Source organism: Siculibacillus lacustris, assembly GCF_004328075.1.
Lineage (GTDB): Bacteria > Pseudomonadota > Alphaproteobacteria > Rhizobiales > Ancalomicrobiaceae > Siculibacillus > Siculibacillus lacustris.
Genome location: NZ_SJFN01000021.1, coordinates 65,394 through 89,070 on the forward strand (window position 1 = coordinate 65,394; position 23,677 = coordinate 89,070).

23 protein-coding genes and 1 pseudogene are annotated in these 23,677 nt (G+C 70.5%); 9 read left to right on the forward strand and 15 right to left on the reverse strand.

Translation table 11 applies throughout. The annotated features are described in order from the left end of the window. Positions 1-37: 37 nt before the first annotated feature. Positions 38-1,855: a translational GTPase TypA gene (gene typA / locus EYW49_RS14470; protein WP_131310300.1), complete on the reverse strand. Its 1,818-nt coding sequence runs from the start codon at positions 1,853-1,855 to the stop codon at positions 38-40. A 266-nt stretch (positions 1,856-2,121) separates the two neighbouring features. Here typA and EYW49_RS14475 point away from each other — a divergent pair, with 266 nt between their 5' ends. After that, positions 2,122-2,598, forward strand: coding sequence for a MarR family winged helix-turn-helix transcriptional regulator (locus tag EYW49_RS14475; protein ID WP_131310301.1), 477 nt, complete (start codon positions 2,122-2,124; stop codon positions 2,596-2,598). Next, positions 2,595-3,797 (forward strand): multidrug effflux MFS transporter, encoded by a 1,203-nt coding sequence (locus EYW49_RS14480; protein ID WP_131310302.1) that lies wholly within the window; start codon positions 2,595-2,597, stop codon positions 3,795-3,797. The genes EYW49_RS14475 and EYW49_RS14480 overlap by 4 nt, the downstream gene beginning before the upstream one ends. 70 nt (positions 3,798-3,867) lie before the next feature. On the opposite strand, the gene EYW49_RS14485 is transcribed toward EYW49_RS14480, so the two are convergent. Then, complete coding sequence (locus EYW49_RS14485; protein ID WP_131310303.1) at positions 3,868-5,094, reverse strand: argininosuccinate synthase; 1,227 nt, start codon at positions 5,092-5,094, stop codon at positions 3,868-3,870. A 186-nt stretch (positions 5,095-5,280) separates the two neighbouring features. Here EYW49_RS14485 and ispG point away from each other — a divergent pair, with 186 nt between their 5' ends. After that, entirely contained in the window at positions 5,281-6,525 is a 1,245-nt protein-coding gene (gene ispG / locus EYW49_RS14490; RefSeq protein ID WP_131310304.1) for a flavodoxin-dependent (E)-4-hydroxy-3-methylbut-2-enyl-diphosphate synthase, read from the forward strand. An 827-nt stretch (positions 6,526-7,352) separates the two neighbouring features. On the opposite strand, the gene EYW49_RS14495 is transcribed toward ispG, so the two are convergent. Continuing rightward, entirely contained in the window at positions 7,353-8,285 is a 933-nt protein-coding gene (locus EYW49_RS14495; RefSeq protein ID WP_131310305.1) for a polyprenyl synthetase family protein, read from the reverse strand. Between the two features lie 278 nt (positions 8,286-8,563). Between EYW49_RS14495 and rpmF the strand changes: the two genes are divergently transcribed. Both rpmF and EYW49_RS14505 read left to right on the forward strand, forming a co-directional pair. Next, positions 8,564-8,746: a 50S ribosomal protein L32 gene (gene rpmF / locus EYW49_RS14500; protein ID WP_131310306.1), complete on the forward strand. Its 183-nt coding sequence runs from the start codon at positions 8,564-8,566 to the stop codon at positions 8,744-8,746. 153 nt (positions 8,747-8,899) lie between these two features. Continuing rightward, positions 8,900-9,310, forward strand: coding sequence for a hypothetical protein (locus tag EYW49_RS14505; RefSeq protein ID WP_131310307.1), 411 nt, complete (start codon positions 8,900-8,902; stop codon positions 9,308-9,310). Between the two features lie 6 nt (positions 9,311-9,316). Here EYW49_RS14505 and EYW49_RS14510 read toward each other — a convergent pair whose 3' ends face one another. The 6 genes from EYW49_RS14510 to tsaD all read right to left on the reverse strand — a co-directional run bounded on the left by EYW49_RS14510 (position 9,317) and on the right by tsaD (position 13,326). Then, positions 9,317-9,691, reverse strand: a complete 375-nt coding sequence (locus tag EYW49_RS14510; protein ID WP_131310308.1) for a hypothetical protein — start codon at positions 9,689-9,691, stop codon at positions 9,317-9,319. A 124-nt stretch (positions 9,692-9,815) separates the two neighbouring features. Next, positions 9,816-10,490, reverse strand: coding sequence for a class I SAM-dependent methyltransferase (locus EYW49_RS14515; protein ID WP_228259616.1), 675 nt, complete (start codon positions 10,488-10,490; stop codon positions 9,816-9,818). After that, on the reverse strand, positions 10,487-10,906 hold the full coding sequence (locus EYW49_RS14520) for an EVE domain-containing protein (RefSeq protein WP_131310310.1): 420 nt from the start codon (positions 10,904-10,906) through the stop codon (positions 10,487-10,489). Before EYW49_RS14520 ends, EYW49_RS14515 begins: the two co-directional genes overlap by 4 nt. Positions 10,907-10,916: 10 nt before the next feature. Then, positions 10,917-11,204 (reverse strand): YciI family protein, encoded by a 288-nt coding sequence (locus EYW49_RS14525; RefSeq protein ID WP_131310311.1) that lies wholly within the window; start codon positions 11,202-11,204, stop codon positions 10,917-10,919. Between the two features lie 29 nt (positions 11,205-11,233). Continuing rightward, positions 11,234-12,253 (reverse strand): NAD(P)H-dependent glycerol-3-phosphate dehydrogenase, encoded by a 1,020-nt coding sequence (locus EYW49_RS14530; RefSeq protein ID WP_131310312.1) that lies wholly within the window; start codon positions 12,251-12,253, stop codon positions 11,234-11,236. Next, positions 12,250-13,326, reverse strand: coding sequence for a tRNA (adenosine(37)-N6)-threonylcarbamoyltransferase complex transferase subunit TsaD (gene tsaD / locus EYW49_RS14535; protein WP_131310313.1), 1,077 nt, complete (start codon positions 13,324-13,326; stop codon positions 12,250-12,252). The genes EYW49_RS14530 and tsaD overlap by 4 nt, the downstream gene beginning before the upstream one ends. Before the next feature lie 172 nt (positions 13,327-13,498). Between tsaD and hemC the strand changes: the two genes are divergently transcribed. Genes hemC through EYW49_RS14555 form a run of 4 tightly spaced genes read left to right on the forward strand, consistent with a single transcriptional unit; the run spans position 13,499 to position 18,456 of the window. Then, the gene (hemC, locus tag EYW49_RS14540; RefSeq protein WP_131310325.1) at positions 13,499-14,422 is read left to right on the forward strand and encodes a hydroxymethylbilane synthase; all 924 of its coding nucleotides are present in this window, start codon (positions 13,499-13,501) and stop codon (positions 14,420-14,422) included. A gap of 52 nt (positions 14,423-14,474) precedes the next feature. Further along, entirely contained in the window at positions 14,475-15,149 is a 675-nt protein-coding gene (locus tag EYW49_RS14545; RefSeq protein ID WP_206365476.1) for a uroporphyrinogen-III synthase, read from the forward strand. A gap of 36 nt (positions 15,150-15,185) precedes the next feature. Next, a complete protein-coding gene (locus EYW49_RS14550) occupies positions 15,186-16,781 on the forward strand; it encodes a COG4223 family protein (protein ID WP_131310315.1) in 1,596 nt (531 codons plus the stop codon). A 10-nt stretch (positions 16,782-16,791) separates the two neighbouring features. Continuing rightward, entirely contained in the window at positions 16,792-18,456 is a 1,665-nt protein-coding gene (locus tag EYW49_RS14555) for a heme biosynthesis protein HemY (RefSeq protein WP_131310316.1), read from the forward strand. A 585-nt stretch (positions 18,457-19,041) separates the two neighbouring features. Here the strand turns inward: EYW49_RS14555 and rplS are convergent. The 6 genes and pseudogenes from rplS to EYW49_RS14585 all read right to left on the reverse strand — a co-directional run. Continuing rightward, positions 19,042-19,407 (reverse strand): annotated as a pseudogene (gene rplS / locus EYW49_RS14560) (50S ribosomal protein L19); the annotation flags it as partial. Between the two features lie 96 nt (positions 19,408-19,503). Further along, positions 19,504-20,229, reverse strand: coding sequence for a tRNA (guanosine(37)-N1)-methyltransferase TrmD (gene trmD, locus EYW49_RS14565; protein ID WP_228259617.1), 726 nt, complete (start codon positions 20,227-20,229; stop codon positions 19,504-19,506). After that, positions 20,226-20,771 (reverse strand): ribosome maturation factor RimM, encoded by a 546-nt coding sequence (rimM, locus tag EYW49_RS14570; RefSeq protein ID WP_131310318.1) that lies wholly within the window; start codon positions 20,769-20,771, stop codon positions 20,226-20,228. Before rimM ends, trmD begins: the two co-directional genes overlap by 4 nt. 26 nt (positions 20,772-20,797) lie before the next feature. Beyond that, complete coding sequence (gene rpsP, locus EYW49_RS14575; protein ID WP_131310319.1) at positions 20,798-21,163, reverse strand: 30S ribosomal protein S16; 366 nt, start codon at positions 21,161-21,163, stop codon at positions 20,798-20,800. A 133-nt stretch (positions 21,164-21,296) separates the two neighbouring features. Further along, a complete protein-coding gene (ffh, locus tag EYW49_RS14580; protein ID WP_131310320.1) occupies positions 21,297-22,814 on the reverse strand; it encodes a signal recognition particle protein in 1,518 nt (505 codons plus the stop codon). 299 nt (positions 22,815-23,113) lie between these two features. Further along, positions 23,114-23,677 (reverse strand): GyrI-like domain-containing protein (locus EYW49_RS14585; protein ID WP_131310321.1); only part of this gene is annotated, 564 nt, incomplete at its 5' end.

A 23,677-nucleotide genomic window follows, 5' to 3' on the forward strand; every position in this document is an offset into this window, starting at 1 on the left:
CGCGAGGTCCGGCCGTCGGGAATGGCTGCCGTGCGGCTCAGTAGCCGGTCTTGGCGATGCGCTTGCGCTCGTTGGGATCGAGCATGGACTTGCGCAGGCGGATCGACTTGGGCGTGACTTCCATCAGCTCGTCGTCCTGGATCCAGGCCAGCGCCCGATCGAGGGTCATGCGGATCGGCGGGGTCAGCTTCACCGCCTCGTCCTTGCCGGCGGCGCGGATGTTGGTCAGCTGCTTGCCCTTGAGCACGTTGATCTCGAGATCGTTCTCGCGGGTGTGCTCGCCGATGATCATGCCGCGGTAGACCTTGGTGCCGGGCTCGATCATCATCGGGCCGCGATCTTCCAGCTTCCACATGGCGTAGGCGACGGACTCGCCGGCGTCGTTGGAGATCAGCACGCCGTTGCGGCGGCCGGCGATCTCGCCCTTGTGGGGGGCGTATTCGTGGAACAGGCGGTTCATGATCGCCGTGCCGCGGGTGTCGGTGAGCAGTTCCGACTGGTAGCCGATCAGGCCGCGGGTCGGTGCGTAGAAGATCAGCCGCAGACGATTGCCGCCCGAGGGCCGCATCTCGACCATGTCGGCCTTGCGCTCGCTCATCTTCTGCACGACGACGCCGGAGAACTCCTCGTCGACGTCGATGACCACTTCTTCGATCGGCTCGAGCGTCTCGCCGGTCGCCTCGTCCTTCTGCATCACCACGCGCGGCCGCGACACCGCCAGTTCGAAGCCCTCGCGGCGCATGGTCTCGATCAGCACGGCGAGCTGGAGTTCGCCGCGGCCGGAGACGTAGAACGAATCCTTGTCGACCGATTCCTCGATCTTCAGCGCGACGTTGCCCTCGGCTTCCTTGAGCAGGCGGTCGCGGATGACACGGCTGGTCACCTTGTCGCCTTCGGTGCCGGCGAGCGGGCTGTCGTTGACCAGGAACGACATGGTGACGGTCGGCGGGTCGATCGGCTGAGCGTGCATCGGTTCGGTGACCGACAGGTCGCAGAAGGTGTCGGCGACGGTGCCCTTCTGCAGGCCGGCGATGGCGACGATGTCGCCCGCCTCGCCGAGGTCGATCGGCTGACGCTCCAGGCCGCGGAAGGCCAGGATCTTGGAGATGCGGCCGGTTTCCAGCACGGTGCCGTCGTGGTGCAGCACCTTGATGGTCTGGTTCGGCTTGATCGTGCCGGACGAGATGCGACCGGTGATGATGCGGCCGAGGAAGGGGTTGGCCTCGAGGATGGTGCCGATCATGCGGAACGGCCCTTCCTCGACGTGCGGCTCGGGGACGTGCTGGAGCACCAGGTCGAGCAGCGGCTTCATGCCGTCGGTGTCGGGGCCTTCGGGCGAATGGGCCATCCAGCCGTTGCGGCCCGAGCCGTAGAGGATCGGGAAGTCGAGCTGGTCTTCGGTCGCGTCGAGGGCGGCGAACAGGTCGAACACCTCGTTGACGACGTCCTGGGCGCGGGCGTCGTGGCGATCGACCTTGTTGATCGCCACGATCGGGCGGAGACCGACCTTCAGCGCCTTGCCGACCACGAACTTGGTCTGGGGCATCGGGCCCTCGGCGGCGTCGACCAGCACGATGGCGCCGTCCACCATGTTGAGGATGCGCTCCACCTCGCCGCCGAAGTCGGCGTGGCCGGGCGTGTCGACGATGTTGATGTGGGTGTCCTTCCACACGATCGACGTCGCCTTGGCCAGAATGGTGATGCCGCGTTCTTTTTCCAACTCGTTGGAATCCATCACGCGTTCGGCGACCTTCTGGTTCTCGCGATAGGTGCCGGACTGCTTCAGGAGCTCGTCGACCAGAGTCGTCTTGCCGTGGTCGACGTGGGCGATGATGGCGATGTTGCGGATCTTCATGGAAATGCCTGCCGGTTACGGGGTCGCGCGCTCAACGCGCCGCCCGCGTCGTGTGTGATCGGTCGTCTTTCACGGATTGGCGCCGTCTCTAACCTTTTCAGGGGTTTTTCGCAAGCGCGAGAGGCACCGCTCCGGCGGCGACCCGATCGATGCGTCGGTTCGGTGACGCGGCGATGACGGTGACGCGGCCGCTTTTCGTCGCCCCGACCCTTGTCGAATCGTAAGGCGACCTTATCATAAGGCATCCTTTTGAATTCGGAGTTGCCATGATCCCCCCCGATCGGGCCGAGGATACGCTCGGCATTCTCGTCTCCGACGTCGCCCGCCTGTTCTGGCGACGTCTGGAGGCGGCCTTCCGCGACGCCGGTCTGGACTTCACCTCCGGCGAGGCGCGGGTGTTGATCACCCTGGTCGAGCGCTGCGACGGCGGCGGCTCGCGTCAGTCGCGGCTGGCCGAGCGGCTGCACATCGAGCCGATGACCCTGGTCGGCCATCTCGACCGGCTGGAAGCCCGCGGTCTGGTCGAGCGCCGGCCCGACGCCGACGATCGCCGCGCCAAGATCGTGCGGGCGACCGAAGCCGGGCTTTCGGTCGCCGCGACGATCGGCACGATCGCCGCGCGGGTGCGGGCGGCGATGGCCGCGGATCTCGACGCCCAGGAGGTGGCGGCCTTGTCGAGCCTGCTCCATCGGGTGCGGGCCAATCTGGCGACGAGTCCCGCGGCGCGGGGGCATGCGGCATGAGCGTCATTCCCGTGACGATGTCGGCCGGCCGGACCACGGTGATCGGCGGCCTGCTGATCGCGCTGGGCTCGGTGTCGATGGCGATCTACACCCCGGCGATGCCGGCGCTGGTCCTGGCCTTCGGCACCTCGATGGCGATGGTCAAATCGACGCTGACCGCCTATTTCGCCGGTTTCGCGCTGGCGCAACTGGTGTGCGGCCCGCTGTCGGACGGCTACGGCCGCCGGCCGATCGCCGGACTGTTCCTGGTGCTCTACGTCGCCGGCAGCGTCGTGGCGATGCTGGCGAGCTCGATCGAAGTGCTGATCGCGGCGCGGCTGCTCCAGGGCATCGGCGCGGCGGTCGGGGTGGCGGTGGCGCGCGCGGTGGTGCGCGACCTGTTCGTCGGCCAGCAGTCGGCGCAGGTGATGAACGCCATCGGCATCATGCTGGCGATCGGTCCGGCGGTGGCGCCGACGATCGGCGGCATCGTGCTCGATCTCTCGGGCTGGCACGCGATCTTCGTGGTGATGGCGGCGGTGGGGCTGGCGGCGATGGCGATGGTCGGTTTCGCCATGCCGGAGACCAACCTGTCGCGCGATCCGGCGCGGGCGCGGCCGGGGCGGGTGCTGGCGACCTACGGGCAGTTGATCGTCGACCGGCGCTTCATCGTGCCGGCGGTGACCATGGGCACGGCGATCGGCGTGTTCTATGCGCTCGGCACCATCCTGCCCTTCGTGCTGATCGACCGGGTCGGCCTGACGCCGACCCATTTCGGCTTCGGCATGTTGGCCCAGACCGGGTCCTACACCCTCGGCGGCTTGGTGACCCGCCGGCTGATGGCGGTGTGGGGAGCCGAACGGCTGGTGCTGCCGGGGCTGATCTTCGGCCTCCTCGGGGCGCTGGCGACGGCGGCGCTCGGCCACGGGATCACCCCGACCTATGCCACGGTGATGATCCCGATCGGCATCTTCGCCTTCGCGGCGGCGGCGATCATGCCGGATCTGACGACGCGGGCGCTCGCCCCCTTCGCCGAGACCGCCGGTTCGGCCTCGGCGCTGCTCGGCTTCATCCAGATGGGGGCGGGTTTCGTCGGCGGTCTGGCGGCGACGGCCTTCGTCGATCCGGTCAACGCACTGGGCACGATCTTCCCGGCGATGCTGACCATCGCCTTCGCGACCCATCTCCTCGGTCTGTGGTGGCCGAAGGCGCGGGTGTGAGCCGACACGGAAAGGGCGGCGGCCCCGTCGGGAGCCGCCGCCCTGGCATCTCGTCGCAAAGCGCGAGCGCTCACGCCCCCAGGCGATTCTTCCGCCGTCCCAGGCTGCGCAGGCGCAGGGCGTTGAGCTTGATGAAGCCGGCGGCGTCGCGCTGGTCGTAGGCGACCTTGCCTTCTTCGAAGGTCACCAGCTCCTGGTCGTAGAGCGACCACGGCGAGCGGCGGCCGGTGACCCGGACGTTGCCCTTGTAGAGCTCGAGCCGGACCTCGCCGCGCACCGCTTCCTGGCTCTTGTCGATCAGCGCCTGCAGCATCTCGCGCTCCGGCGAGAACCAGAAGCCGTTGTAGATCAGCTCGGCGTAGCGCGGCATCAGCTCGTCCTTGAGATGGGCGGCGCCGCGGTCGAGCGTGATGCTCTCGATGCCGCGATGGGCCTGGAGCAGGATGGTGCCGCCGGGGGTCTCGTAGACGCCGCGCGACTTCATGCCGACGTAGCGGTTCTCGACCAGGTCGAGGCGGCCGATGCCGTTGGCGCGGCCGAGCTCGTTGAGCCGGGTCAGCAGGGTCGCCGGCGACATCTCGACGCCGTCGATGGCGATGGCGTCGCCCTTCTCGAAGGCGATGGTGATCTCGGTGGCGACGTCGGGGGCGTCCTTGGGTGAGATCGTCCGCATGTGGACGTATTCCGGCGGCTCGACCCACGGATCCTCGAGCACCTTGCCCTCGGACGAGGAGTGCAGCAGGTTGGCGTCGACCGAGAACGGCGCTTCGCCGCGCTTGTCCTTGGAGATCGGGATCTGGTGCTGCTCGGCGAAGGCGATCAGCGCCTCGCGCGACTTGAAGTCCCATTCGCGCCACGGCGCGATGACCTTGATGTCCGGCTCCAGCGCATAGTAGCCGAGCTCGAAGCGGACCTGATCGTTGCCCTTGCCGGTGGCGCCGTGGCAGACCGCGTCGGCGCCGACTTGGCGGGCTATCTCGATCTGGCGCTTGGCGATCAGCGGCCGGGCGATCGAGGTGCCGAGCAGGTAGAGGCCTTCGTATTCGGCGTTGGCGCGGAACATCGGGAAGACGTAGTCGCGCACGAACTCCTCGCGGAGATCGTCGATGAAGATCTCCTTGATGCCGAGCATCTCGGCCTTCTTGCGCGCCGGCTCGAGCTCTTCACCCTGGCCGAGATCGGCGGTGAAGGTCACCACTTCGCAGCCATAGGTGACCTGGAGCCACTTGAGGATGATCGAGGTGTCGAGGCCACCGGAGTAGGCCAGCACCACCTTCTTGACGTTCTCCACGGCCATCGTCGGCTCCTCGGGATCGTTGGGGAAAGGGCGAAATTCGGCGGCACTCTAACCGCTCGTTCGGTCGGCGCAAGACCGGGCGGCGGGATCGGTGCGCGCGCGGCGCGCAGGGCTCTTGACGGCGGCGACGGGAGGGCGACATTCCTGTCGGCCGCGTCTGCCCCCCGTTCCCGCCCGGAGTCCCTCATGTATCCGCTCGTCGCCCCGCTCGCCCGCCGTGCCTCGGTCGCCGTCGACGTCGGCGGGGTGCGGATCGGCGGCGGCGCACCGATCGTCGTGCAGTCGATGACCAACACCGATACCGCCGACGTCGCCGGCACCGCCGCCCAGGTCCGCGATCTGGCCCGCGCCGGCTCGGAACTGGTGCGGATCACCGTCGATCGCGACGAGGCCGCCGCCGCGGTGCCGAAGATCCGCGACCGGCTCGACGCCTGGGGCGTCACGGTGCCGCTGATCGGCGACTTCCACTACATCGGCCACAAGCTGCTCGCCGATCATCCGGCGTGCGCCGCGGCGCTGGCCAAATACCGGATCAATCCCGGCAACGTCGGCTTCAAGGACAAGCGCGATCGGCAGTTCGCGGCGATCGTCGAACTGGCGATCCGCCACGGCAAGCCGGTCCGGATCGGCGTCAACTGGGGCTCGCTCGACCAGGATCTGTTGACCCGGCTGATGGACGAGAACGCCGCCGCCGGGGCGCCGCTGTCGGCGCGCGCGGTGATGCACGAGGCGATGGTGCGTTCGGCGCTGCTGTCGGCGGAGACGGCGGAAGAGATCGGGCTGCCGCGCGACCGCATCGTCATCTCGGCCAAGGTCAGCCAGATCCAGGATCTGGTGAAGGTCTCCTGCGAGATCGCCGCGCGCTCGGATTACGCCCTCCACCTCGGTCTGACCGAGGCCGGCATGGGCTCGAAGGGACTGGTCGCCTCGTCGGCGGCGATGGCGCTGCTGCTGCAGCAGGGGATCGGCGACACCATCCGCTATTCGCTGACCCCCGAGCCCGGCGGCGACCGCACCAAGGAGGTCATCGCTGCGCAGGAACTGCTCCAGACCATGGGCTTCCGAACCTTCGCGCCGATCGTCGCGGCCTGTCCCGGCTGCGGCCGGACCACCTCGACGGTGTTCCAGGAGCTCGCCCACGACATCCAGGCGCTGATCCGCGAATCGATGCCGGAGTGGAAGGCGAAATATCCCGGGGTCGAGGCGCTGAACGTCGCGGTGATGGGCTGCATCGTCAACGGCCCCGGCGAGAGCAAACACGCCGACATCGGCATCTCGCTGCCCGGCACCGGCGAATCGCCGTCCGCCCCGGTGTTCGTCGACGGCCACAAGACCGTGACCCTCAAGGGCCCGGCAATCGCCGCCGAGTTCAAGGCGCTGGTCGCCGACTACATCGAGACGCGCTGGGGCGCCGGGCGCAGGGGTGTCTGAATTTCCTTGGATGGGATTAATGTTCCATTTGCAACGAGATAACTGCTGATTGTATTCATGCGGGCATGACGCTTGAACACGCCCAGCTCACGAATCTGCTTTCCGGGAAAAATGACCCTTTGTGGATATGTAATATCCACGAAGGTGCTCGAAAGGAATTTGGGTGTTCGGTCGGAGCTGTTTATTTGTCAGGCAAAACAGCGGCGCATATATTGTTGAAACATAGAGATATTACGAGCTTTGATCTAGTGTTACTTCCGATCGCAATAATGAACGGAGATATTTACAGAGATCCAGAGAAATTAAATTTTTTCGGTGCAATTTATAGGCACGAAGGTGCCAAAATGTTCTTTATCCCCATGAAGGCGACCGAAAGCGGTCACCAAATTTGGGTCTCTTCGATGCATAGGATCGATGAGCGGCAATATAAACAAAAGCAAGCACGACTTATTCTTATTTCTAGATAAAACGGGCACCCGCTGGGGTGCCCGTAGTAAACTGAAAGAGATGGGGCCTGCCTCGAACCCCATAAATCACTCCCGCCTTGTGGGCGGTGCTACGGCCGGCAGAATTTCACCGTGTCGCTCTTTCAGCTTTCAACTTTGCCCCGACTGGTAGGGCGAATCAAAGCTAGCACGTCTCGATTCGCGTGTGAATCCTCATAACGCAAGGCCATCCACACGGTTTCCACAGGTGCCAATTGAAAAACATAAAGTTATAACAATCAGTTATGTTGATTCAATAATCTGTTGGCGAATGCCATCGTGATTCGTGCGTAAGGGATGCTCTGCAGAAGGCATCATCGGGAGCTTCGTATCTGCCCGCCGTCACTTCCGTCGTTCGGCGACGAAGCGGGCGGCGGCGAGGAGGACGGCCGCGCGGGGACCCCAGGGGGCGAGTTCGGCTTCCGCCGCCGCGGTGAGGCGGGCGAGCTCGGCCTTCATCGCCGCGACCCCGTGCAGGCCGACCAGGGTGCCCTTGCCGCGGCCGGCGTCCTTGCCGGTGGCCTTGCCGAGGGTTTCGGGCGTCGCCTCGACGTCGAGCAGGTCGTCGGCGATCTGGAAGGCGAGGCCGACGATGTCGCCGAAGCGGCCGAGGCGTGCGACGTCGTCGCGGGACGCGCCGGCCAGCACCGCGCCGGCCTCCAGGGGCCAACGCAGCAGCGCCCCGGTCTTCATCGCCTGGAGGCGGCGGATCGCCGCGTCGTCGAGGGCCAGCGGCCGGTGGTCGTCGCTCCAGCGGCCCTCGGCGCCGAGATCGAGGATCTGACCGCCGACCATGCCGCCGAGGCCGCTCGCGCGGGCCAGCCGCAGCACCAGATCGGCGCGCACCGCGGCGTCCGGGTGGGTCGCGGGATCGGCCAGCGTGTCGAAGGCCAGGGTCAGCAGGGCGTCGCCGGCGAGGATCGCGGTCGCCTCGTCGAAGGCGCGGTGGACGGTCGGGCGGCCGCGGCGCAGGTCGTCGTCGTCCATCGCCGGCAGATCGTCGTGGGCGAGGCTGTAGCAATGGACCATCTCGACGGCACAGGCGGCGCGCAGGACGCCCTCGTCGGAAAGTCCGAAGAGGTTGGCGGTCTCGACCAGCAGGAACGGCCGGAGGCGCTTGCCGCCGCCCAGTGTGGCATGGCCCATGGCGGCGACGAGACGGGATGGGCGGAGCGTCTCGCCGGGGCGCGGGGTTGCATCGATCAGCCGGGCGAGCATCGCCTCGATCGCGGCGGCGGCCCTGTCGAGGCGGGAGGCGAAGGCGTCGGGGGTCATGGGCGGGGTCCGTGGCGGGCGAACCCGTCGGTTAACGCGAATCCGCGCCTCCGCCAAGCCGAAAGCGCGGGGGGCGCGCGACGATCGACCGGCGGCGGCGCGAAAAGCGCGCGAAGGCTCTGGTCAAGCCGCCCGCGCTTCTGTATAAGCCCGGCCCATCCACCGAAAACCATCGCCTTCGGCCGGCCGTTCGGGCCGCGGGGCGTCGGTCGACGGTGACGCGTCCCTTTCGGTGCGTTCCGTCCCCGGTCGGCGTGCCTTGCATCCTGGAGAGAACGATGGCCGTTCCGAAGAGAAAGACCTCGCCGATGAAGCGCGGGTTCCGCCGTTCGGCGGACGCGCTCGTGGCCCCGACCTACGTCGAAGACAAGGATTCCGGCGAACTGCGCCGTCCGCATCACGTCGATCTGAAGACCGGCATGTATCGCGGCCGCCAGATCCTCGAGCCCAAGGCCGAGTGATCGATCCGGATCCTGCGGGGTCCGGTCGCCGAAAAGACGAACGGAGGGGTCGGCGATGCGCCGGCCCCTTCTTCATTTCGACCCGCTTCGATTGTATCGAAGGGTGACGCGCGGCGATTCCCGCCCGCGGCTCGCGTTCGGACGGTTGCGTCGATGTTCCTGAGCCTGCCGCTGACCCTCGCTCCCCTGCTCGTCTACAATCTGGTGATCGCCGGCTTCTTCGGCGCGACGCCGGGCGACCCGTGGGTCCAGCCGGTGTTCACCGTGACGATGGTCTCCGACGCGCGCTTCACGCTGCTGCTCGGCGACGTGCTGATCGTCGCGGCGCTGGCCTGCCTGTTCGTCGAGATCGTCAAGGCGACGCGTACCGCCGGGCCGACGATCGTCGACCACGTGCTGTCCTTCGCGGTGTTCGTGGTCCACCTGGTCGAGTTCCTGACCGTCGGTGCGGCGGCGACCTCGGTGTTCTTCATCCTGACGGTGGTGGCGACGATCGACGTGATCGGTGGTTTCACCATCACCATCCGCGGGGCGCGGCGCGACTTCGGGATCGATCGCGACTGACGCGCCTCAGAGCGCGGCGTCGACGAAATAGCCGGGCACCAGCAGACCGGCGCCGGCCATGGCCCGGTCGTAGGTCGCGGCGGCGAGCGCCGGGGGGGCGCGGCGGCGGACCCGCAGGGCCTCGGCGTCGTCGCGCTGGCCGATCAGATGGGCGATGAACGGCGTATGCGTCCGGTACCGGGCGAGGCGTTCGGCCGGGCTCTCGGGGACGGCGGGCGCGGCGGTCGGCACCAGGGCGCGGGAGGCGCTTTCCGGAGTCTCGCGGGGCAGTTCGCGGCGCGGCGAGGCGGAGCGGTCGATCGGCTCGACGCGACCGCCGCCGGCGCGCCGCAGCGCCGTCGGGCCGTTGCCGAATACCGCTTCCGTGCGACCGATCCGCATGACCCACTCCGAAACGCCGGACCGACCCTCGTCTCGAATTGGGACGCTTTGGTGATCCTTCGTTCAGACTTCGCAAGATCGGGACCACACCGCGACGGCTCGAAACGGCGCGGCGGCAGCGTCGTCAGGCGCGGAAGCGCCAGACGCGGGTGCGCTTGACCTCGGAATCCTCGAGGGCGCGGGTGGTCGGCACCTGATATTCGGCGAGCCGTTCGAGCCGGTCGGTCGGCAGATAGGCCCGGCCGGGGTCGCCGATCAGTACGTCGGCGCCGTGGGCGGTGGCGTCGGCGGCGAAGGCGGCGACGCGGGTCGCCATCGGTTCCTCGAAGAACACGTCGCCGAGCAGGACCGTTTCGGGACGGGGCGCCAGATCCACGAAGGGGCGGGCGAGGACGTCGCGGTCGGAAATGGTGAAGGCGACGCCGTTCTCCTCGGCGTTGAGCGCCAGGGCGGCGAGCGCGAAGGGATCGATCTCGGTGGCGACGATCGATGCGGCGCCGGCGCGGGCGGCGGCGATCGCCTCCAGCCCGGCACCCGCGGCGAAGACCAGAACGCGGCGTCCGGCGACGGTCGCGGGGGAATCGAGGACGTAGCGGGCCAGCGCCTGACCGCCGGCCCAGGCGAAGGCCCAGAACGGCAGCGGCAGGCCGAGGGTGGCGAGGTCCTCCTCGGTCAGCCGCCACAGATCCATCGCCTCGTCGGCGAGATGCAGGCGGATCTCCGGCACGTGCGGCGGGCTCTGCAGACGGGTGTTGGCCAGCACGAAGGCCCGCGGGTCGGACACCCGGGCGGGGGTCAAGGCGCGAGGCCGCCGAGGTCGCAGATCAGCCGCCATTCGTCGTCGGTCACCGGCTGGACTGACAGGCGCGAGTTCTTGACCAGCACCATCTCGGTGAGGCGCAGATCGGCCTTGATCTCGACCAGTCCGACCGGGCGGGGCAGCGGTTCGACGGCGCGCAGCGTCACCGCGCCGAAGGTGCCCTTGGGGTCGGCGGGGTCCGGCGCCCAGGCGGCGGCGACCTCGACGATCCCGACCACCGCCTTGCCTTCGTTGGAATGATAGAAGAATCCGCGGTCGCCGACCGCCATCGCCTTCATGTGGGCATTGGCGAGGTGGTTGCGCACGCCGTCCCAATAGGTCCCGGCCGCGCCGGCGGCGACCTGGGCGTCCCAGGACCACACCCCGGGTTCGGACTTGTAGAGCCAATGGGCCATCGACACCTCCTCAGGCGGGTTTGCCGAAGATCCACAGCCACGGCCGCACCTCGACCGCGGCGAACAGGCCGGCGATCGCATAGGGGTCGGCGGCGAAGGTGGCGCGGGCGGCCTCGAGGCTGTCGGCCTCGAGGATCAGCATCGAGCCGATCATTTCGTGACCGGCGTCGTCGAGGAACGGGCCGGCGATCTTCAGCGTGTGTCCAAGGCCGGCGAGCCAGGCACGATGGGCGTCGCGATGGGCGGTGCGGACGGCGAGGTGGTCGGGCTTGTCACGGCAGACGGCGACGAACAGCATGGGGGCGTCTCCTCGGGATGCGCGGGGGATCAGGCGGTTTCGCGTTTGAGCGGGCGGCTCATCAGGCGGTCGATCGCCGCATCGACGCCGAGACGTTCGGCGACGACCTCGGCGACGGCCGCGGTGATCGGCAGTTCGACGCCGTGGGCGGCGGCGAAGTCGACGGCGACGGCGGCGGTGTGGACGCCCTCGGCCAGCGTGCGGCCGGTCGCCGTCAGGTCGGCGATGCGCCCACCGGCGCCGAGCGCCAGACCCAGGGTGAAGTTGCGCGACTGCGGCGAGGTGGCGGTGAGCACGAGATCGCCGAGGCCGGACAGGCCCATCAGCGTCTCGGCTTCGGCGCCGAGCGCCTGACCGAGGCGGGTCAGTTCGGCGAAACCGCGGGCGGTCAGCGCGGCTTGAGCGCTGGCGCCGAGGCCGCGGCCGACGACGATGCCGGAGGCGATCGCCAACACGTTCTTCAACGCCCCGCCGATCTGGACGCCGACCACGTCGTGGGAGGCGTAGGGCCGGAAGCTCGGCGACGACAGGGCGCGGGCGACGCCTTCGGCGACGGCGTCGTCGAGAGCGGCGACGGTGACGGCGGTCGGCAATCCGCGGGCGACGTCGGCGGCGAAGCTCGGGCCGGACAGGATCGCGGCGCGGGTTCCGGGGAGCTCTTCGGCGAGGATTTCGGTGACCAGGGCGCGGGTGCCGTGTTCGAGGCCCTTGGCGGCGCCGACCACCGGCACGCCGGCGGCGATGCGGCCGGCGTGGGCGCGGGCGGCGGCGCGGGTGGCCTGGGTCGGCACCGCCAGGATCACCAGATCGGCGCCGGCGAGTGCCGCGTCGGCGTCGAGCGTGACGACGAGGCCGGGGTCGAGGGCGAGATCGCCGAGGCGGGGGTTGCGGCCGGCGGTGGCGTAGGCCCCGACGGTGGCGGCGTCGCGGGCGAGCAGGGTCACGCTGCGGCCGGCGCGCAGCGCCACCAGAGCCAGCGCGGTGCCCCAGGCACCGGCGCCGATCACCGCGACGCGCTCGATCGGGGCGAGGGGCGAGGTTTCGATCATGCCTTGGCTCCCCATTGGCCGGACCCGAGTTTCGGAGCGGCGTCGCCGTCGAGCGGCCAGCGGGCGCGGGCCTGGACCTCGAGCCCGTCGACGAGTCCCGCAGCGAGGCGCTCGGCGCCGGCCCAGGCGATCATCGCGCCGTTGTCGGTGCAGAGTTTGGGCGGCGGGATCACCAGACGGCCGCCGACCGCCGCGGCGGCTTCGGCCAATGCCCGGCCGACGGCGCGATTGGCGGCGACGCCGCCGGCGGCGACCAGGATCGGCACCGCCTCGCCGGTGTCGCGGCGGAAGCGCTCCAGCGCCAGCGTCGCCTTGAAGCGTACGACGTCGCCGACCGCCGCCTGGAACGAGGCGCAGAGATCGGCGACGGTCTGGTCGTCGACCGGCTGGCAGGCTTCGGCGGCGAGGCGCAGCGCGGTCTTGAGGCCGGAGAACGAGAAATCGAGGCTGTCGCGGCGCATCAGGGGGCGCGGCAGGTCGAATCGCGCGGGATCACCGGTCGCGGCCATCCGCTCGACCGCCGGGCCGCCGGGATAGCTCAGGCCGAGCAGCTTGGCGGTCTTGTCGAAGGCCTCGCCGAGGGCGTCGTCGACGGTGGTGCCGAGGCGGCGGTAGCGCCCCAGGCCCTCGACCGCGACGAACTGGCTGTGGCCGCCGGAGATCAGCAGCAGCAGATAGGGATAGGCGACGGCGTCGGTGAGGCGCGGCGTCAGGGCATGGCCCTCGAGGTGATTGACCGCGAGCAGCGGCAGGCGATGGACCGCGGCGATCGCCTTGGCGGTCATCAATCCGACGATCACCCCGCCGATCAGGCCGGGCCCGGCGGTGGCGGCGACGCCGTCGAGGTCGGCGAATCCGATCCCGGCTTCGTCGAGCGCCCGGGCGATCAGGCCGTCGAGCAGGTCGACATGGGCGCGGGCGGCGATCTCGGGCACCACGCCGCCGAACGGGGCGTGGTCGGCGAGTTGGGAATGGACCACGTCGGCGAGGATTCGGCCGCGACCCTCGGCGTCGCGCAGCACCACCGCGGCGGCGGTCTCGTCGCAACTGGTCTCGATTCCCAAGATCCGCACGTCGTCGTCCTTCTCGCACGGGGGCCGCTCGGCGCTCCCCCATTGGTCGCAATCGGTGGCGGCCGGCTTCGACTTCCTCTAGACAGGGCGGCGGAAGCCTCGGGGCCGCTCGCGCGCCCCGTCTTCCGAGGTTCATGCCGTAACACCGGGCGGGAACGACGTGCAATCGAAGATGTCGGCCGACAAGGTCAGAATCGGGACGCGCGGCAGTGCGCTGGCGCTGGCCCAAGCGACGGAGACCCGCGAACGGCTGGTGGCGGCGAGCGGCCGGCCGGCCGAGGACTTCGAGATCGTGGTGATCAAGACCTCGGGCGATCGCATCCTCGATCGCCCCCTTTCGGAGGTCGGCGGCAAGGGTCTGTTCACCAAAGAGATCGAAGACGCGCTGCTGGCCGGAACCATCGATCTCGCGGTGCATTCTTCCAAAGACATGCCGACGATTCTGCCCGATGGTCTGACCATCTCGGCCTTCCTGCCGCGCGAGGACGTCCGCGACGCCTTCGTCTCGCCGCGCGCCGAGAGCCTTTCGGCGTTGCCGCCGGGCGCGGTGGTCGGCACCGCTTCGCTGCGGCGCCAGGCGATGGTCAAACGGGCGCGCCCCGATCTCGCGGTGGTGACCTTCCGCGGCAACGTCCAGTCGCGGCTGGCCAAGCTCGCGGCCGGCGAGGTCGATGCGACGCTGCTGGCACTGGCGGGCCTGCGGCGGCTCGGGCTCGAGCACGTGGTGACCGCGGCGATCGCACCGCAAGAATTTCTGCCGGCGGTCGGCCAAGGGGCGATCTGCCTCGAGAGCCGCGCCGACGATGATGCGACGAGCGCCCTGGTGGCGTCGATCCACCACGGCGACACCGGCGTGGCGCTGGCGCTCGAACGGGCCTTCCTGCACGAGCTCGACGGCTCGTGCCGCACGCCGATCGCCGGCTGGGCGCGGGTCGTGGGCGAGAGCGTGATCTTCGACGGCGAGATTCTGACGCCGGACGGTTCGGTGGCCCATGCGATCGCCCGCTCCGGGCCGATCGGCGAGGCCGCGGCGATCGGTCGCGAGGCCGGTCGGGTGTTGAAGGAACGCGGCGGACCGCGGTTCTTCCAAGGGTGAGGACGAGACGATGCGGATCCTGGTGACGCGGCCGGAACGGGAGGGACGCGCCATGGCGGCGCGCCTCGTCCGGCTGGGGAACGAGGCGATCGTCGCGCCGCTGATGGAGGTGGTGGCGACGCCGCCGGCACATCTGCCGCTCGACGGGGTCCAGGCGCTGCTGTCGACCAGCCGGCACGCCGTCGAGGCGCTGGCCGGGCGGCGCGAGATTCACCGCCTGCCGCTGCTGGTGGTCGGCGCCGGCACCGCCAAGGCGGCGCGGGCAGCGGGTTTCTCCACCGTGGCCTCGGCCGAGGGCGATCGCCACACCCTGGTGCGATTGGTCTGCGACCGGCTCGATCCCGCCGACGGGGCGCTGCTGTGGGTGGCCGGGCGCGACCGTACCCGCGGTTTCCGCGAAGATCTCGCGGCCCACGGTTTCGGGGTCGGGGTGATCGAGGTCTATCGGGCGGAAGCGGCGCAGGAACTGCCCTACGAGGCGCGCCGGGCGCTCGAGGCCGGGGCGATCGACGCGGTCGCCGTGCATTCGCCGCGCAGTGCGGCGATCCTGCTGGGGTTGCTCGCGGATTGCGGGTTTCCACCCGCTTCGCCGGCCTTCCGCATCCATGCTATATCCGAAGCGACCGCCGCGCCCTTCCGCAAGGCCGGATGGACCGACGTGGTGGTCGCGGCGTCGCCGGATTCGGCGGCGATGATGGCGACTTTCGGGGACTACGCCACGGCGTGAGCGCCCCTACCGGACGAAGAGACCAGGAGACGGGACATGGCGTCGAAGATCGAAGCGGAACCGGCGGACGGCCACCGGCCGCAGGACGCGGCGGCGCCGGAGACGCCCGTGACGGCGCCGGCCGAGCCCGAGACGCCGACGGCCACCCCCGAAGTCGCGCCCCCGAGCGAGGTCGACCCGGCCGCGGCGGTGACGCCGGCCGAGCCCGCCGACGGCGCCGAGACCGCGCCGCTGTTCGCGGCGAGCGGTGACGGCGAACCGTCCCCCGAAATTCGCGCCGACGCCGGTCTCGATCAACCCGCCGCCGAACCGGTGCCGCCGCTGCTGCCGCCGCCGAGCCGCCCGGAACCGAGCGGATCCCAGGGCTTCGGCCGGCTGGCGCTGGCCACCGCGCTGGCCACGGTGCTGGGCGGGGCGATCGGCATCGGCGGATCGCAGCTGCTGGCGCCGCGTGCCGCGCCGGAGGCCAAGGGTCCGACCGCCGCCGAGACCAAGATCGCGGCGCTGGAATCGCGCCTCGCCGAGCTCGACCGCAAACTCGCCGCCGCTCCGACGCCCGCCGCCGGTCTGGCGGCCCTGGAGACGCGGCTCGCGGCCCTCGAGGCGGCGACGACGCGCGGCGACGATCTGGCGGCGCGCCTCACCGGGCTCGAACGCGAATTGCACGAACGCCTGGAGGCGGCGCGCAATTCGGTCGCCGGCGCGCTCGCGTCGCTGCCGGCCGACGGCTCGACCCAGGCCGCGCTCGACGCGGTGGCCGGGCGGGTCGATGCGGCACTCGACAAGGCGCGCGAGCGGCTCGACGGCGTGGTCGCCGACGGGCGGGTCCTGAAGGAGGGTCTGGCGGGCGATCTCGATCGGCGCAGCGCCGACATCGCCCGGATCCTGGAGGGCGTGCGCACCCGGCTGGGCGGCCTCGAGGGGCTGCGCGCCGACGTGGATGGACTGATCGGCCGCCTGTCGGCAGTGGAATCGGCCGAGAAGGCGGCGGAGGCGGCGCGCGGCGCGGCCACCGAGGCGCTCGGCAAGCGCACCGGCGAGGTCGAGTCCCGAATCGGGACGATCGACGGCCGGGTCGCGGCGGTCGAGGCCGGTGCGGCCTCGGCGACCAAGGCCCAGGCCGGGGCGGTGCTGGCCGTGGCGCTGGCCGATCTGCGCTCGGCGGTCGATTCCGGCCGGCCCTTCGCCGGCGAATTCGACGTGGTCAAGCGGACCGGCAAGGTCGATCTGGCGGCGCTGGAGCCCTTCGCGGCCAAGGGCGTGCCGAGCGTCGCGGCGCTGCGCGATCGGCTGCCCGCCCAGACCAAGGCGATGGCCGAGGCGGAAGAGACGCGGGTGGCCGGCGACGGCGTGGTCGATCGGCTGATCGCCCACGCGGCGCAGATCGTGCGGGTGCGGCCGGCCGGCGAGATCGCCGGCGAAGGCCTCGCCGCGCAGCTGTCGCGCCTCGAGGCGCGGATGGCGGCCGGCGATCTGCCCGGTGCGCTCGGCGTGTGGAAGGCCCTGCCGGAGGCCTCGCGGCGGCTGTCGGCCGACTGGGGCGCGGCCCTGGCGGCGCGGGTGGCGGTCGATGCGGCGCTGGCGGCGCAGACGGCGGCGACCCTCGCCGAACTCTCCAAATCCAATCCGTGAGGTGGCGACGATGATCCGGTTGCTGGCGTTCCTCGTCCTTCTCCTCGCTCTCGCCTTCGGTTTCGCCTGGCTCGCCGACCGGCCGGGCGAGGTCACATTCGTCTGGCAGGGCACCCGGGTCGATACCGACCTGATGACCGTGGCGATCGGCGTCGTCGCCTTCGTGGTGGCGGTGATGGTGGTCGTGGCGGTGCTCCGGGCGATCTGGAACACGCCGGGATCTATCGGCTCGTTCTTCGGCCGCCGCCGTCGCGACAAGGGTTGGGCGGCGCTGTCGCGCGGCATGATCGCGGTCGGTGCCGGCGATCCGGCGACCGCGGCGAAGTTCTCGACGGAAGCGCGGCGGATCCTCGGCGACGAGCCGCTGGCGCTGCTGCTCGAAGCCCAGTCGGCCCAGTCGATCGGCGATCGCGCCGGCGCGCGCGCCGCCTTCGAGGCGATGGCCAAGGTTCCGGCGACGCGGCTGCTCGGCCTGCGCGGCCTCTATGTCGAGGCGGTGCGCTGGGGCGATGGGCTCGCCGCGGCGGCCCATGCCGAAGCCGCCAATCAGGCGGCCCCCAAGCTCGGCTGGGCCGGTCAGGCGCTGGTCGAATATCGCTCGCAGTCGCGCGACTGGCAGGGGGCGCTCGAGACCATCGAGCGCAACCGCCGGCACGGGGTGATCGACAAGGCCGATGCCCGTCGGCTGCGCGCCGTGGTGTTGACCGCCGACGCGCTGGAGCGCGAGCAGGCGGCCCCCGACGTGGTGCGCGCGACCGCGCTCGAGGCCCATGGGCTCGCCCCCGGTCTGGTGCCGGCGGCCTGCGTCGCGGCGCGGCTGGTGGCCCGCGGCGGCGATCTGCGCAAGGCGGCGCGGGTGCTGGAGGCCGCCTGGAAGGTCGAGCCGCATCCCGAACTGGCCGAGGCCTATGCCCATCTCAGGGCTGGGGATTCGGTCCAGGACCGGCTGTCGCGGATCCGCGATCTGGTCAAGGTCCGCGCCCATCATCCCGAATGTGCGCTGGCGATGGCCCGCGCCGAGATCGACGTGCGTGATTTCGCCGGCGCGCGCCGGTCGCTCGAGCCCTTCGTGGCGCAGGGGCCGAGCCGGCGGGTGTGCCTGTTGATGGCCGAGATCGAAGAGGGCGAGCACGGCAACGTCGGCGCCGCCCGCGCCTGGCTGACGCGGGCGGTGCACGCCGCGCGCGACCGCACCTGGGTCGCCGACGGCTTCGTGTCCGATCGCTGGATGCCGGTGTCGCCGGTGTCCGGCCGCCTCGACGCCTTCGAATGGAAGCTGCCGCCGGAAGAAGTGACGGGATTGGTGACCGATCCGATCGATCGGCCCGACGAGGCCCTGGCGCTGTCGGGATCGATCACGCCGATCGAAGCCCCACCGGCACCCGAGGTCGCGCCGGTGGTCGAGGCGGCGGTCGCGCCCGAACCCGCAAAGCCCGTCGCGGTCGCGCCGGAGCCGGCCAAGGCGCCGGTCACGGCTCCGCCTCAAGCGGCCGCTCGGCCGATCACCGTGGCGCCGGAGCGCGATCTGCCGGATACGGCGGTCCCCCCGACGATCGGCCCGACCGGCCGCAGCAACGGCGTCGAGACGGCCCTGCCGCATCTCCCCGACGATCCGGGGCCGGATACGGAAGTCCCGGCGGTCGATCCCAAGAAGCGGTTCCGGCTGTTCAACTGACGGCGCGCGGGGCACGGCCGCGGGCGAGGGTGCCCGCGGGGGTGAGGCCGTGCGGTGGGCGATTGTTCTCACCCGAGCCGCGTTCCGGGACATCGCGATCCATCGAGGATGGCATTGCCGGCTCGAAGGGTTGACGAAAACCCCGCCTACAGGATTGTTCGAGTGCGACGCCACCTCGTCCCCTCCCCCCTCGAGGGGGAGGGACAGGGAGGGGGGGCGGGTAGCTGCATCCTCGACGGGCGCGCGGGGGGAGAGTCTGGGCCCCCCTCTCTGTCTCTCCCCCTCGAGGGGGGAGAGGACGTCCACAGGTAGGCTCCCCGAGGATCGCCGATTGCCGCTCGGAAGCAGCCGGCACGGCCGGCATTGACCGCGAAACCGACCCCGTCGAGCGATCTCCCCCGATCCGCCCGCCCGAGCCGTGCGACCCTCGCCGCGCCTCGCTGCGCCGCCCCTCACCGCACAGCGCCGCCCGCAATACGCGCCGCTCACCCCACCCCGACGCCGAAAAGGCCGGGATCGCTCCCGGCCTCGTGGCATTCGTAGGCAGAGGACGCGCGGCGCCGATCACTCGGCGGCGGTGACGACCTTGCGGTCCTGCTTCTTCTCGACGATGCGGGCCGCCTTGCCGGTCAGGCCGCGCAGGTAATAGAGCTTGGCGCGCCGCACCTTGCCGCGACGGACCACGTCGACCGACTCGATCAGCGGGGTGTACATCGGGAACACGCGTTCCACGCCCTCGCCGTAGGAGATCTTGCGGACCGTGAAGCTCTCGTTGAGGCCGGCGCCCGAACGGGCGATGCACACGCCTTCGTAGGCCTGCACGCGGGTGCGCGCGCCTTCGACGACGCGCACGTTGACGCGGACGGTGTCGCCCGGGGCGAAGGCGGGGATCGTGCGCTTTTCGGCGATCACGGCCGCCTGCTCTTTCTCGAGCTGTTCGATGATGTTCATGGCTCTCACCTGGTCAGAAGTTGCGTTGTCCATACTCGAAGTCGCGCCCCTTGTCATGCCCTCGTCGCATCGAAGGGCAGGTCGCGGGGCCGAAAGTCATGTCCGGCGCCGGTCGGGCGGCACACGCGCCGCCCACAGGTCCGGTCGCCGGGCTTCGGTGATCGCCTCGGCCATCCCGCGCCGCCAGCGCGCGATGGCTCCGTGATCACCGGAGGTCAGCACCTCGGGGATCGTCCGCCCCTCCCAGACCTGCGGTCGGGTGTAGTGCGGATATTCCAGGAGTCCGGCCTCGAAGCTCTCCTCCGAACCGGATTCCGCCTTGCCCATCACCCCGTCGAGGAGGCGGACGACGGCATCGAGAATCGCCAGAGCGGCGATCTCGCCACCCGACAGCACGTAGTCGCCGATCGACACCTCGATCAGCTCGCGGCCCTCGACGACCCGCTCGTCGACCCCTTCGAAGCGGCCGCAGAGCAGGATCACCCCCGGCCCCGCCGCCAGCTCGCGCACCCACCCCTGGGTCAGGGGTCGCCCGCGCGGGCTCATCAACAGGCGCGGACGGCGATCCGCCGCCCCGTCCGGTCCGACCGACACCGCGTCGATCGCCCGGGCGACGACGTCGGCGCGCAGGACCATGCCCGGTCCGCCGCCCGCCGGCGTGTCGTCGACGGAGCGATGCCGCCCCTCCGCGAAGTCCCGGATGTCGACGGAGTCGAGCGTCCAGGTGCCCCGGGCGAGCGCCCGGCCGGCGAGCGCCGTCCCGAGCGGGCCCGGAAACATCTCCGGGTAGAGGGTCAGCACGGTGGCGGCGAAGCCGGTCACGCGTCGTCCCCCGTCTCGGCGTCCGTCGGCTCCTCGGTATCGAAGAAGTCGGCGGGCAGTTCGACCGTCACCCGGCCGCCGGCCACGTCGACGGTCGGCACGAAGGCCCGGGTGAAGGGCAGATAGTAGGTCCCGCCCTCGGCCGGCTGGACCTCGAGCAGATCGCCGGCGCCGAAGTTCGGCACGGCGACGATCCGTCCGAGCGTGTCCCCGGTGCCGTCGACCACCGCCAGGCCGACCAGATCGGCGTGGTAGAAGGTCTCCTCGTCGTCGGGCGCCGGCAGCGCCGAGCGTTCGATGGTGAGGTCGAGGCCGTTGAAGCGTTCGGCCGCGGTGCGGTCGGCGATCTCGCGGAACTTGACCACCAGCATGGTGCCCTGGTCGCGCATCCGTTCGATGGTCAGCCGGCGCCCGTCGGGGAGCATCAGCGGACCGTAGTCGCCGAGCGCCTCGGCCGGCTCGGTGAAGGCCTTGACCCGCACCTCGCCGCGAATGCCGTGGGCGGCGCCGATACGGCCGACGAGGATCGGATCGGAGGTCATGATCTCACCCTCGGCGGCACGCGAGGTCACTCGGCCGCGGGAGCGGCAGCCGCCGCTTCGGCCTTCTTGGCCCGCTCGGCGGCGCGTTCCTGGGCCTTCTTGCCCGGCACGGCGGCTTCCGGATTGTTGCGCGCTTCGCGCTTGATCAGGCCGGCGGTGTCGAGGAAGCGGGCGACGCGGTCGGTCGGCTGGGCGCCGACGGACAGCCAATGGGTCAGGCGCTCGGTCACCAGGGTGACGCGATCGGCATGATCCTTGGCGAGCATCGGGTTGTAGGTGCCGACCTTCTCGATGAAGCGGCCGTCGCGGGGGGCGCGGGCGTCGGCGACGACGATGCGATAGATCGGGCGCTTCTTGGAGCCACCACGGGCGAGTCGGATCTTGAGCGACATGGCTCTTCCTTTCGTTGTCGTTTCGGTGTCGAGCGAAGGCGGGTCACGCCCTCGGAATTCCGGATCGTCCATTCTCCCGCCGCGCCGTCGGACCCTCGCGAGGCGAGGCCGGCGGCGACCGGACGGGGCGAATTCACTTCTTGCGGCCGAAGCCGGGGCCCTGCGGGCCCTTGGGGCCGCCGAGCCCGGGCAGGGTCATGCCGCGCGGCAGGGTCGGCATGCCGCCGCCCAAGCCACCGAGGCCGCCGGGCGGCAGCTGCGGCATCTGACCGGACTTGGCCATCGCCTCGAGCTCGGCCGGGTCGGGCATGCCGCCGCCGCCGAACATCGAGCCGAGGCCGCCGAGCAGGCCGCCCTTCTTCTTGCCCATGGCCTTCATCATGTCGGCCATCTGGCGATGCATCTTGAGGAGCTTGTTGACGTCCTCGACGCGGGTGCCGGAGCCGGTGGCGACGCGACGCTTGCGCGAGGCGGCGAGCAGTTCCGGCTTGCGGCGCTCCTTGGGGGTCATCGACTGGACGATGGCGATCTGGCGGTCGAACACCTTCTCGTCGAAGCCGTCCAACTGGCCCTTCATCTTGCCCATGCCGGGCAGCATGCCCATGATGCCCTTCATGCCGCCGAGCTTCTTCATCTGGCGCAGCTGGTCGGCGAGATCGTCGAGGTCGAACTGACCCTTCTTCATCTTGGCGGCCATGTCGGCCGCCTTCTTGGCGTCGAAGTCCTGGGCGGCGCGCTCGACCAGGGCGACGATGTCGCCCATGCCGAGGATGCGGCCGGCGATGCGGGCCGGATCGAAGTCCTCGAGCGCGTCGGCCTTTTCGCCGGTGCCGACCAGCTTGATCGGCTTGCCGGTGACCGCGCGCATCGACAGCGCCGCGCCGCCGCGGCCGTCGCCGTCCATGCGGGTCAGCACGATGCCGGTGATGCCGACCCGCTGGTCGAAGGACTTGGCGAGATTGACCGCGTCCTGGCCGGTCAGGGCGTCGGCGACCAGCAGGATCTCGTGCGGCTTGGAGATCTTCTTGATCTCGGCCATCTCGAGCATCAGCGGCTCGTCGATGTGGGTGCGGCCGGCGGTGTCGAGGATCACCACGTCGTAGCCGCCGAGGCGGCCGGCGGTCATGGCGCGCTCGGCGATCTGGGTCGGGGTCTGACCGACGACGATCGGCAGCGTGTCGATGGAATTCTGTTCGCCGAGGACCCGCAACTGCTCCTGCGCCGCCGGGCGGCGGGTGTCGAGCGAGGCGAGCAGGGTCTTGGCCTTGTGGCGGTCGCCCAGCCGCTTGCCGATCTTGGCGGTGGTGGTGGTCTTGCCCGAGCCCTGCAGGCCGACCATCATGATGCACACCGGGGCCGGGGCCTCGAGGTCGATCGGCCGGGCGGTCGAACCGAGCATCTCCACGAGTTGATCGTGGACGATCTTGATGACCTGCTGGCCGGGGGTGACCGAGCGCAGCACTTCGTGGCCGACGGCGCGGTTGCGGACCTTGTCGGTGAACGAGCGGACCACGTCGAGGGCGACGTCGGCCTCGATCAGGGCGCGACGCACCTCGCGCATCGCCTCGCCGACGTCGGCCTCGGAGAGGGCGCCGCGGCGGGTGAGCTTGTCCAGGATGCCGGACAGGCGTTCCGACAGGTTCTCGAACATGGGTTCGGGTCCGTTTCTCGTGGCCTCGCCCGACCGCGCAACCGATCTCCCAAACAAAAACGCGCCCGCGGGCGCAACGCGCTGGCGGACGGTCGCCTCCGGGGGCTTATGCGATGCCCCGGTCGGCAGGAGATCGACGACGAAGTCGGCGAGAGGCGGAAGCTCTAGGCGAGAGCGGCCGCGGAGTCAATGTTCTCGGCCGCCGGCGGGCAGACGCCGGCGCGGGACGCGAAGAATCCGCGGGCGATCGCGTCGCCTGCGCCGGCGAGCGGCCCTCCCCGTGGGGGGAGGGCCGAGGCTCACTTGGTGAACACCCAGATGTCGACCACCACGCGGTCTTCCGGGGCGGTGAGGGCGGCGGCGTCGTATTCCTCGACCACGGTCTTGGAATCGAGCCCGTGACCGGCGAGCCAGTCGTCGATGCGGGCATAGACCTCCTCGAGGTCGTCGAGCGAGCCGTTGTGGACGAACTTCAGGGCCTTGCCGGCCGGGGAGGTCCCGGCCTTGACGCCTTTGGGCAGCTTGCTGGCCTTGGGCGCCTCGACCACCGGCAGCATCGCCTTGTAGCCGACGTCGTCGCCGTCGGTTTCGACATATTGCACCAAGAGGCCGCCGGCCGGCTTGGCGCCGGACTTCTTGATCGCGCCGTTGAGGGTGGCGAAGGCCTCGCCCATCTTCTTCTCGGCGTCGTCCCAGGTGGTCCGGCCGGTGACGAACAGCACCGGACGGGCCTTGAGTACGACCTCTTCCGGTGCGGCCGGGGTCGGCCGGGCGGGCTCGACCGCCGCGGCGGGCGGCGGCGGGGGCGGCTCGACCGGCGGGGCCGGCGGCGGCACGACCGGAGCCGGCGGCGGAGCGGGCGG

Excerpts from the sequence above, each read along its gene's own strand:
- typA (WP_131310300.1), bottom strand. The coding sequence starts at position 1,855 with ATGAAGATCCGCAACATCGCCATCATCGCCCACGTCGACCACGGCAAG.
- EYW49_RS14475 (WP_131310301.1), top strand. The coding sequence starts at position 2,122 with ATGATCCCCCCCGATCGGGCCGAGGATACGCTCGGCATTCTCGTCTCC.
- EYW49_RS14480 (WP_131310302.1), top strand. The coding sequence starts at position 2,595 with ATGAGCGTCATTCCCGTGACGATGTCGGCCGGCCGGACCACGGTGATC.
- EYW49_RS14485 (WP_131310303.1), bottom strand. The coding sequence starts at position 5,094 with ATGGCCGTGGAGAACGTCAAGAAGGTGGTGCTGGCCTACTCCGGTGGC.
- ispG (WP_131310304.1), top strand. The coding sequence starts at position 5,281 with ATGTATCCGCTCGTCGCCCCGCTCGCCCGCCGTGCCTCGGTCGCCGTC.
- EYW49_RS14495 (WP_131310305.1), bottom strand. The coding sequence starts at position 8,285 with ATGACCCCCGACGCCTTCGCCTCCCGCCTCGACAGGGCCGCCGCCGCG.
- rpmF (WP_131310306.1), top strand. The coding sequence starts at position 8,564 with ATGGCCGTTCCGAAGAGAAAGACCTCGCCGATGAAGCGCGGGTTCCGC.
- EYW49_RS14505 (WP_131310307.1), top strand. The coding sequence starts at position 8,900 with ATGTTCCTGAGCCTGCCGCTGACCCTCGCTCCCCTGCTCGTCTACAAT.
- EYW49_RS14510 (WP_131310308.1), bottom strand. The coding sequence starts at position 9,691 with ATGCGGATCGGTCGCACGGAAGCGGTATTCGGCAACGGCCCGACGGCG.
- EYW49_RS14520 (WP_131310310.1), bottom strand. The coding sequence starts at position 10,906 with ATGGCCCATTGGCTCTACAAGTCCGAACCCGGGGTGTGGTCCTGGGAC.
- EYW49_RS14525 (WP_131310311.1), bottom strand. The coding sequence starts at position 11,204 with ATGCTGTTCGTCGCCGTCTGCCGTGACAAGCCCGACCACCTCGCCGTC.
- EYW49_RS14530 (WP_131310312.1), bottom strand. The coding sequence starts at position 12,253 with ATGATCGAAACCTCGCCCCTCGCCCCGATCGAGCGCGTCGCGGTGATC.
- hemC (WP_131310325.1), top strand. The coding sequence starts at position 13,499 with ATGTCGGCCGACAAGGTCAGAATCGGGACGCGCGGCAGTGCGCTGGCG.
- EYW49_RS14545 (WP_206365476.1), top strand. The coding sequence starts at position 14,475 with ATGGCGGCGCGCCTCGTCCGGCTGGGGAACGAGGCGATCGTCGCGCCG.
- EYW49_RS14550 (WP_131310315.1), top strand. The coding sequence starts at position 15,186 with ATGGCGTCGAAGATCGAAGCGGAACCGGCGGACGGCCACCGGCCGCAG.
- EYW49_RS14555 (WP_131310316.1), top strand. The coding sequence starts at position 16,792 with ATGATCCGGTTGCTGGCGTTCCTCGTCCTTCTCCTCGCTCTCGCCTTC.
- rimM (WP_131310318.1), bottom strand. The coding sequence starts at position 20,771 with ATGACCTCCGATCCGATCCTCGTCGGCCGTATCGGCGCCGCCCACGGC.
- rpsP (WP_131310319.1), bottom strand. The coding sequence starts at position 21,163 with ATGTCGCTCAAGATCCGACTCGCCCGTGGTGGCTCCAAGAAGCGCCCG.
- ffh (WP_131310320.1), bottom strand. The coding sequence starts at position 22,814 with ATGTTCGAGAACCTGTCGGAACGCCTGTCCGGCATCCTGGACAAGCTC.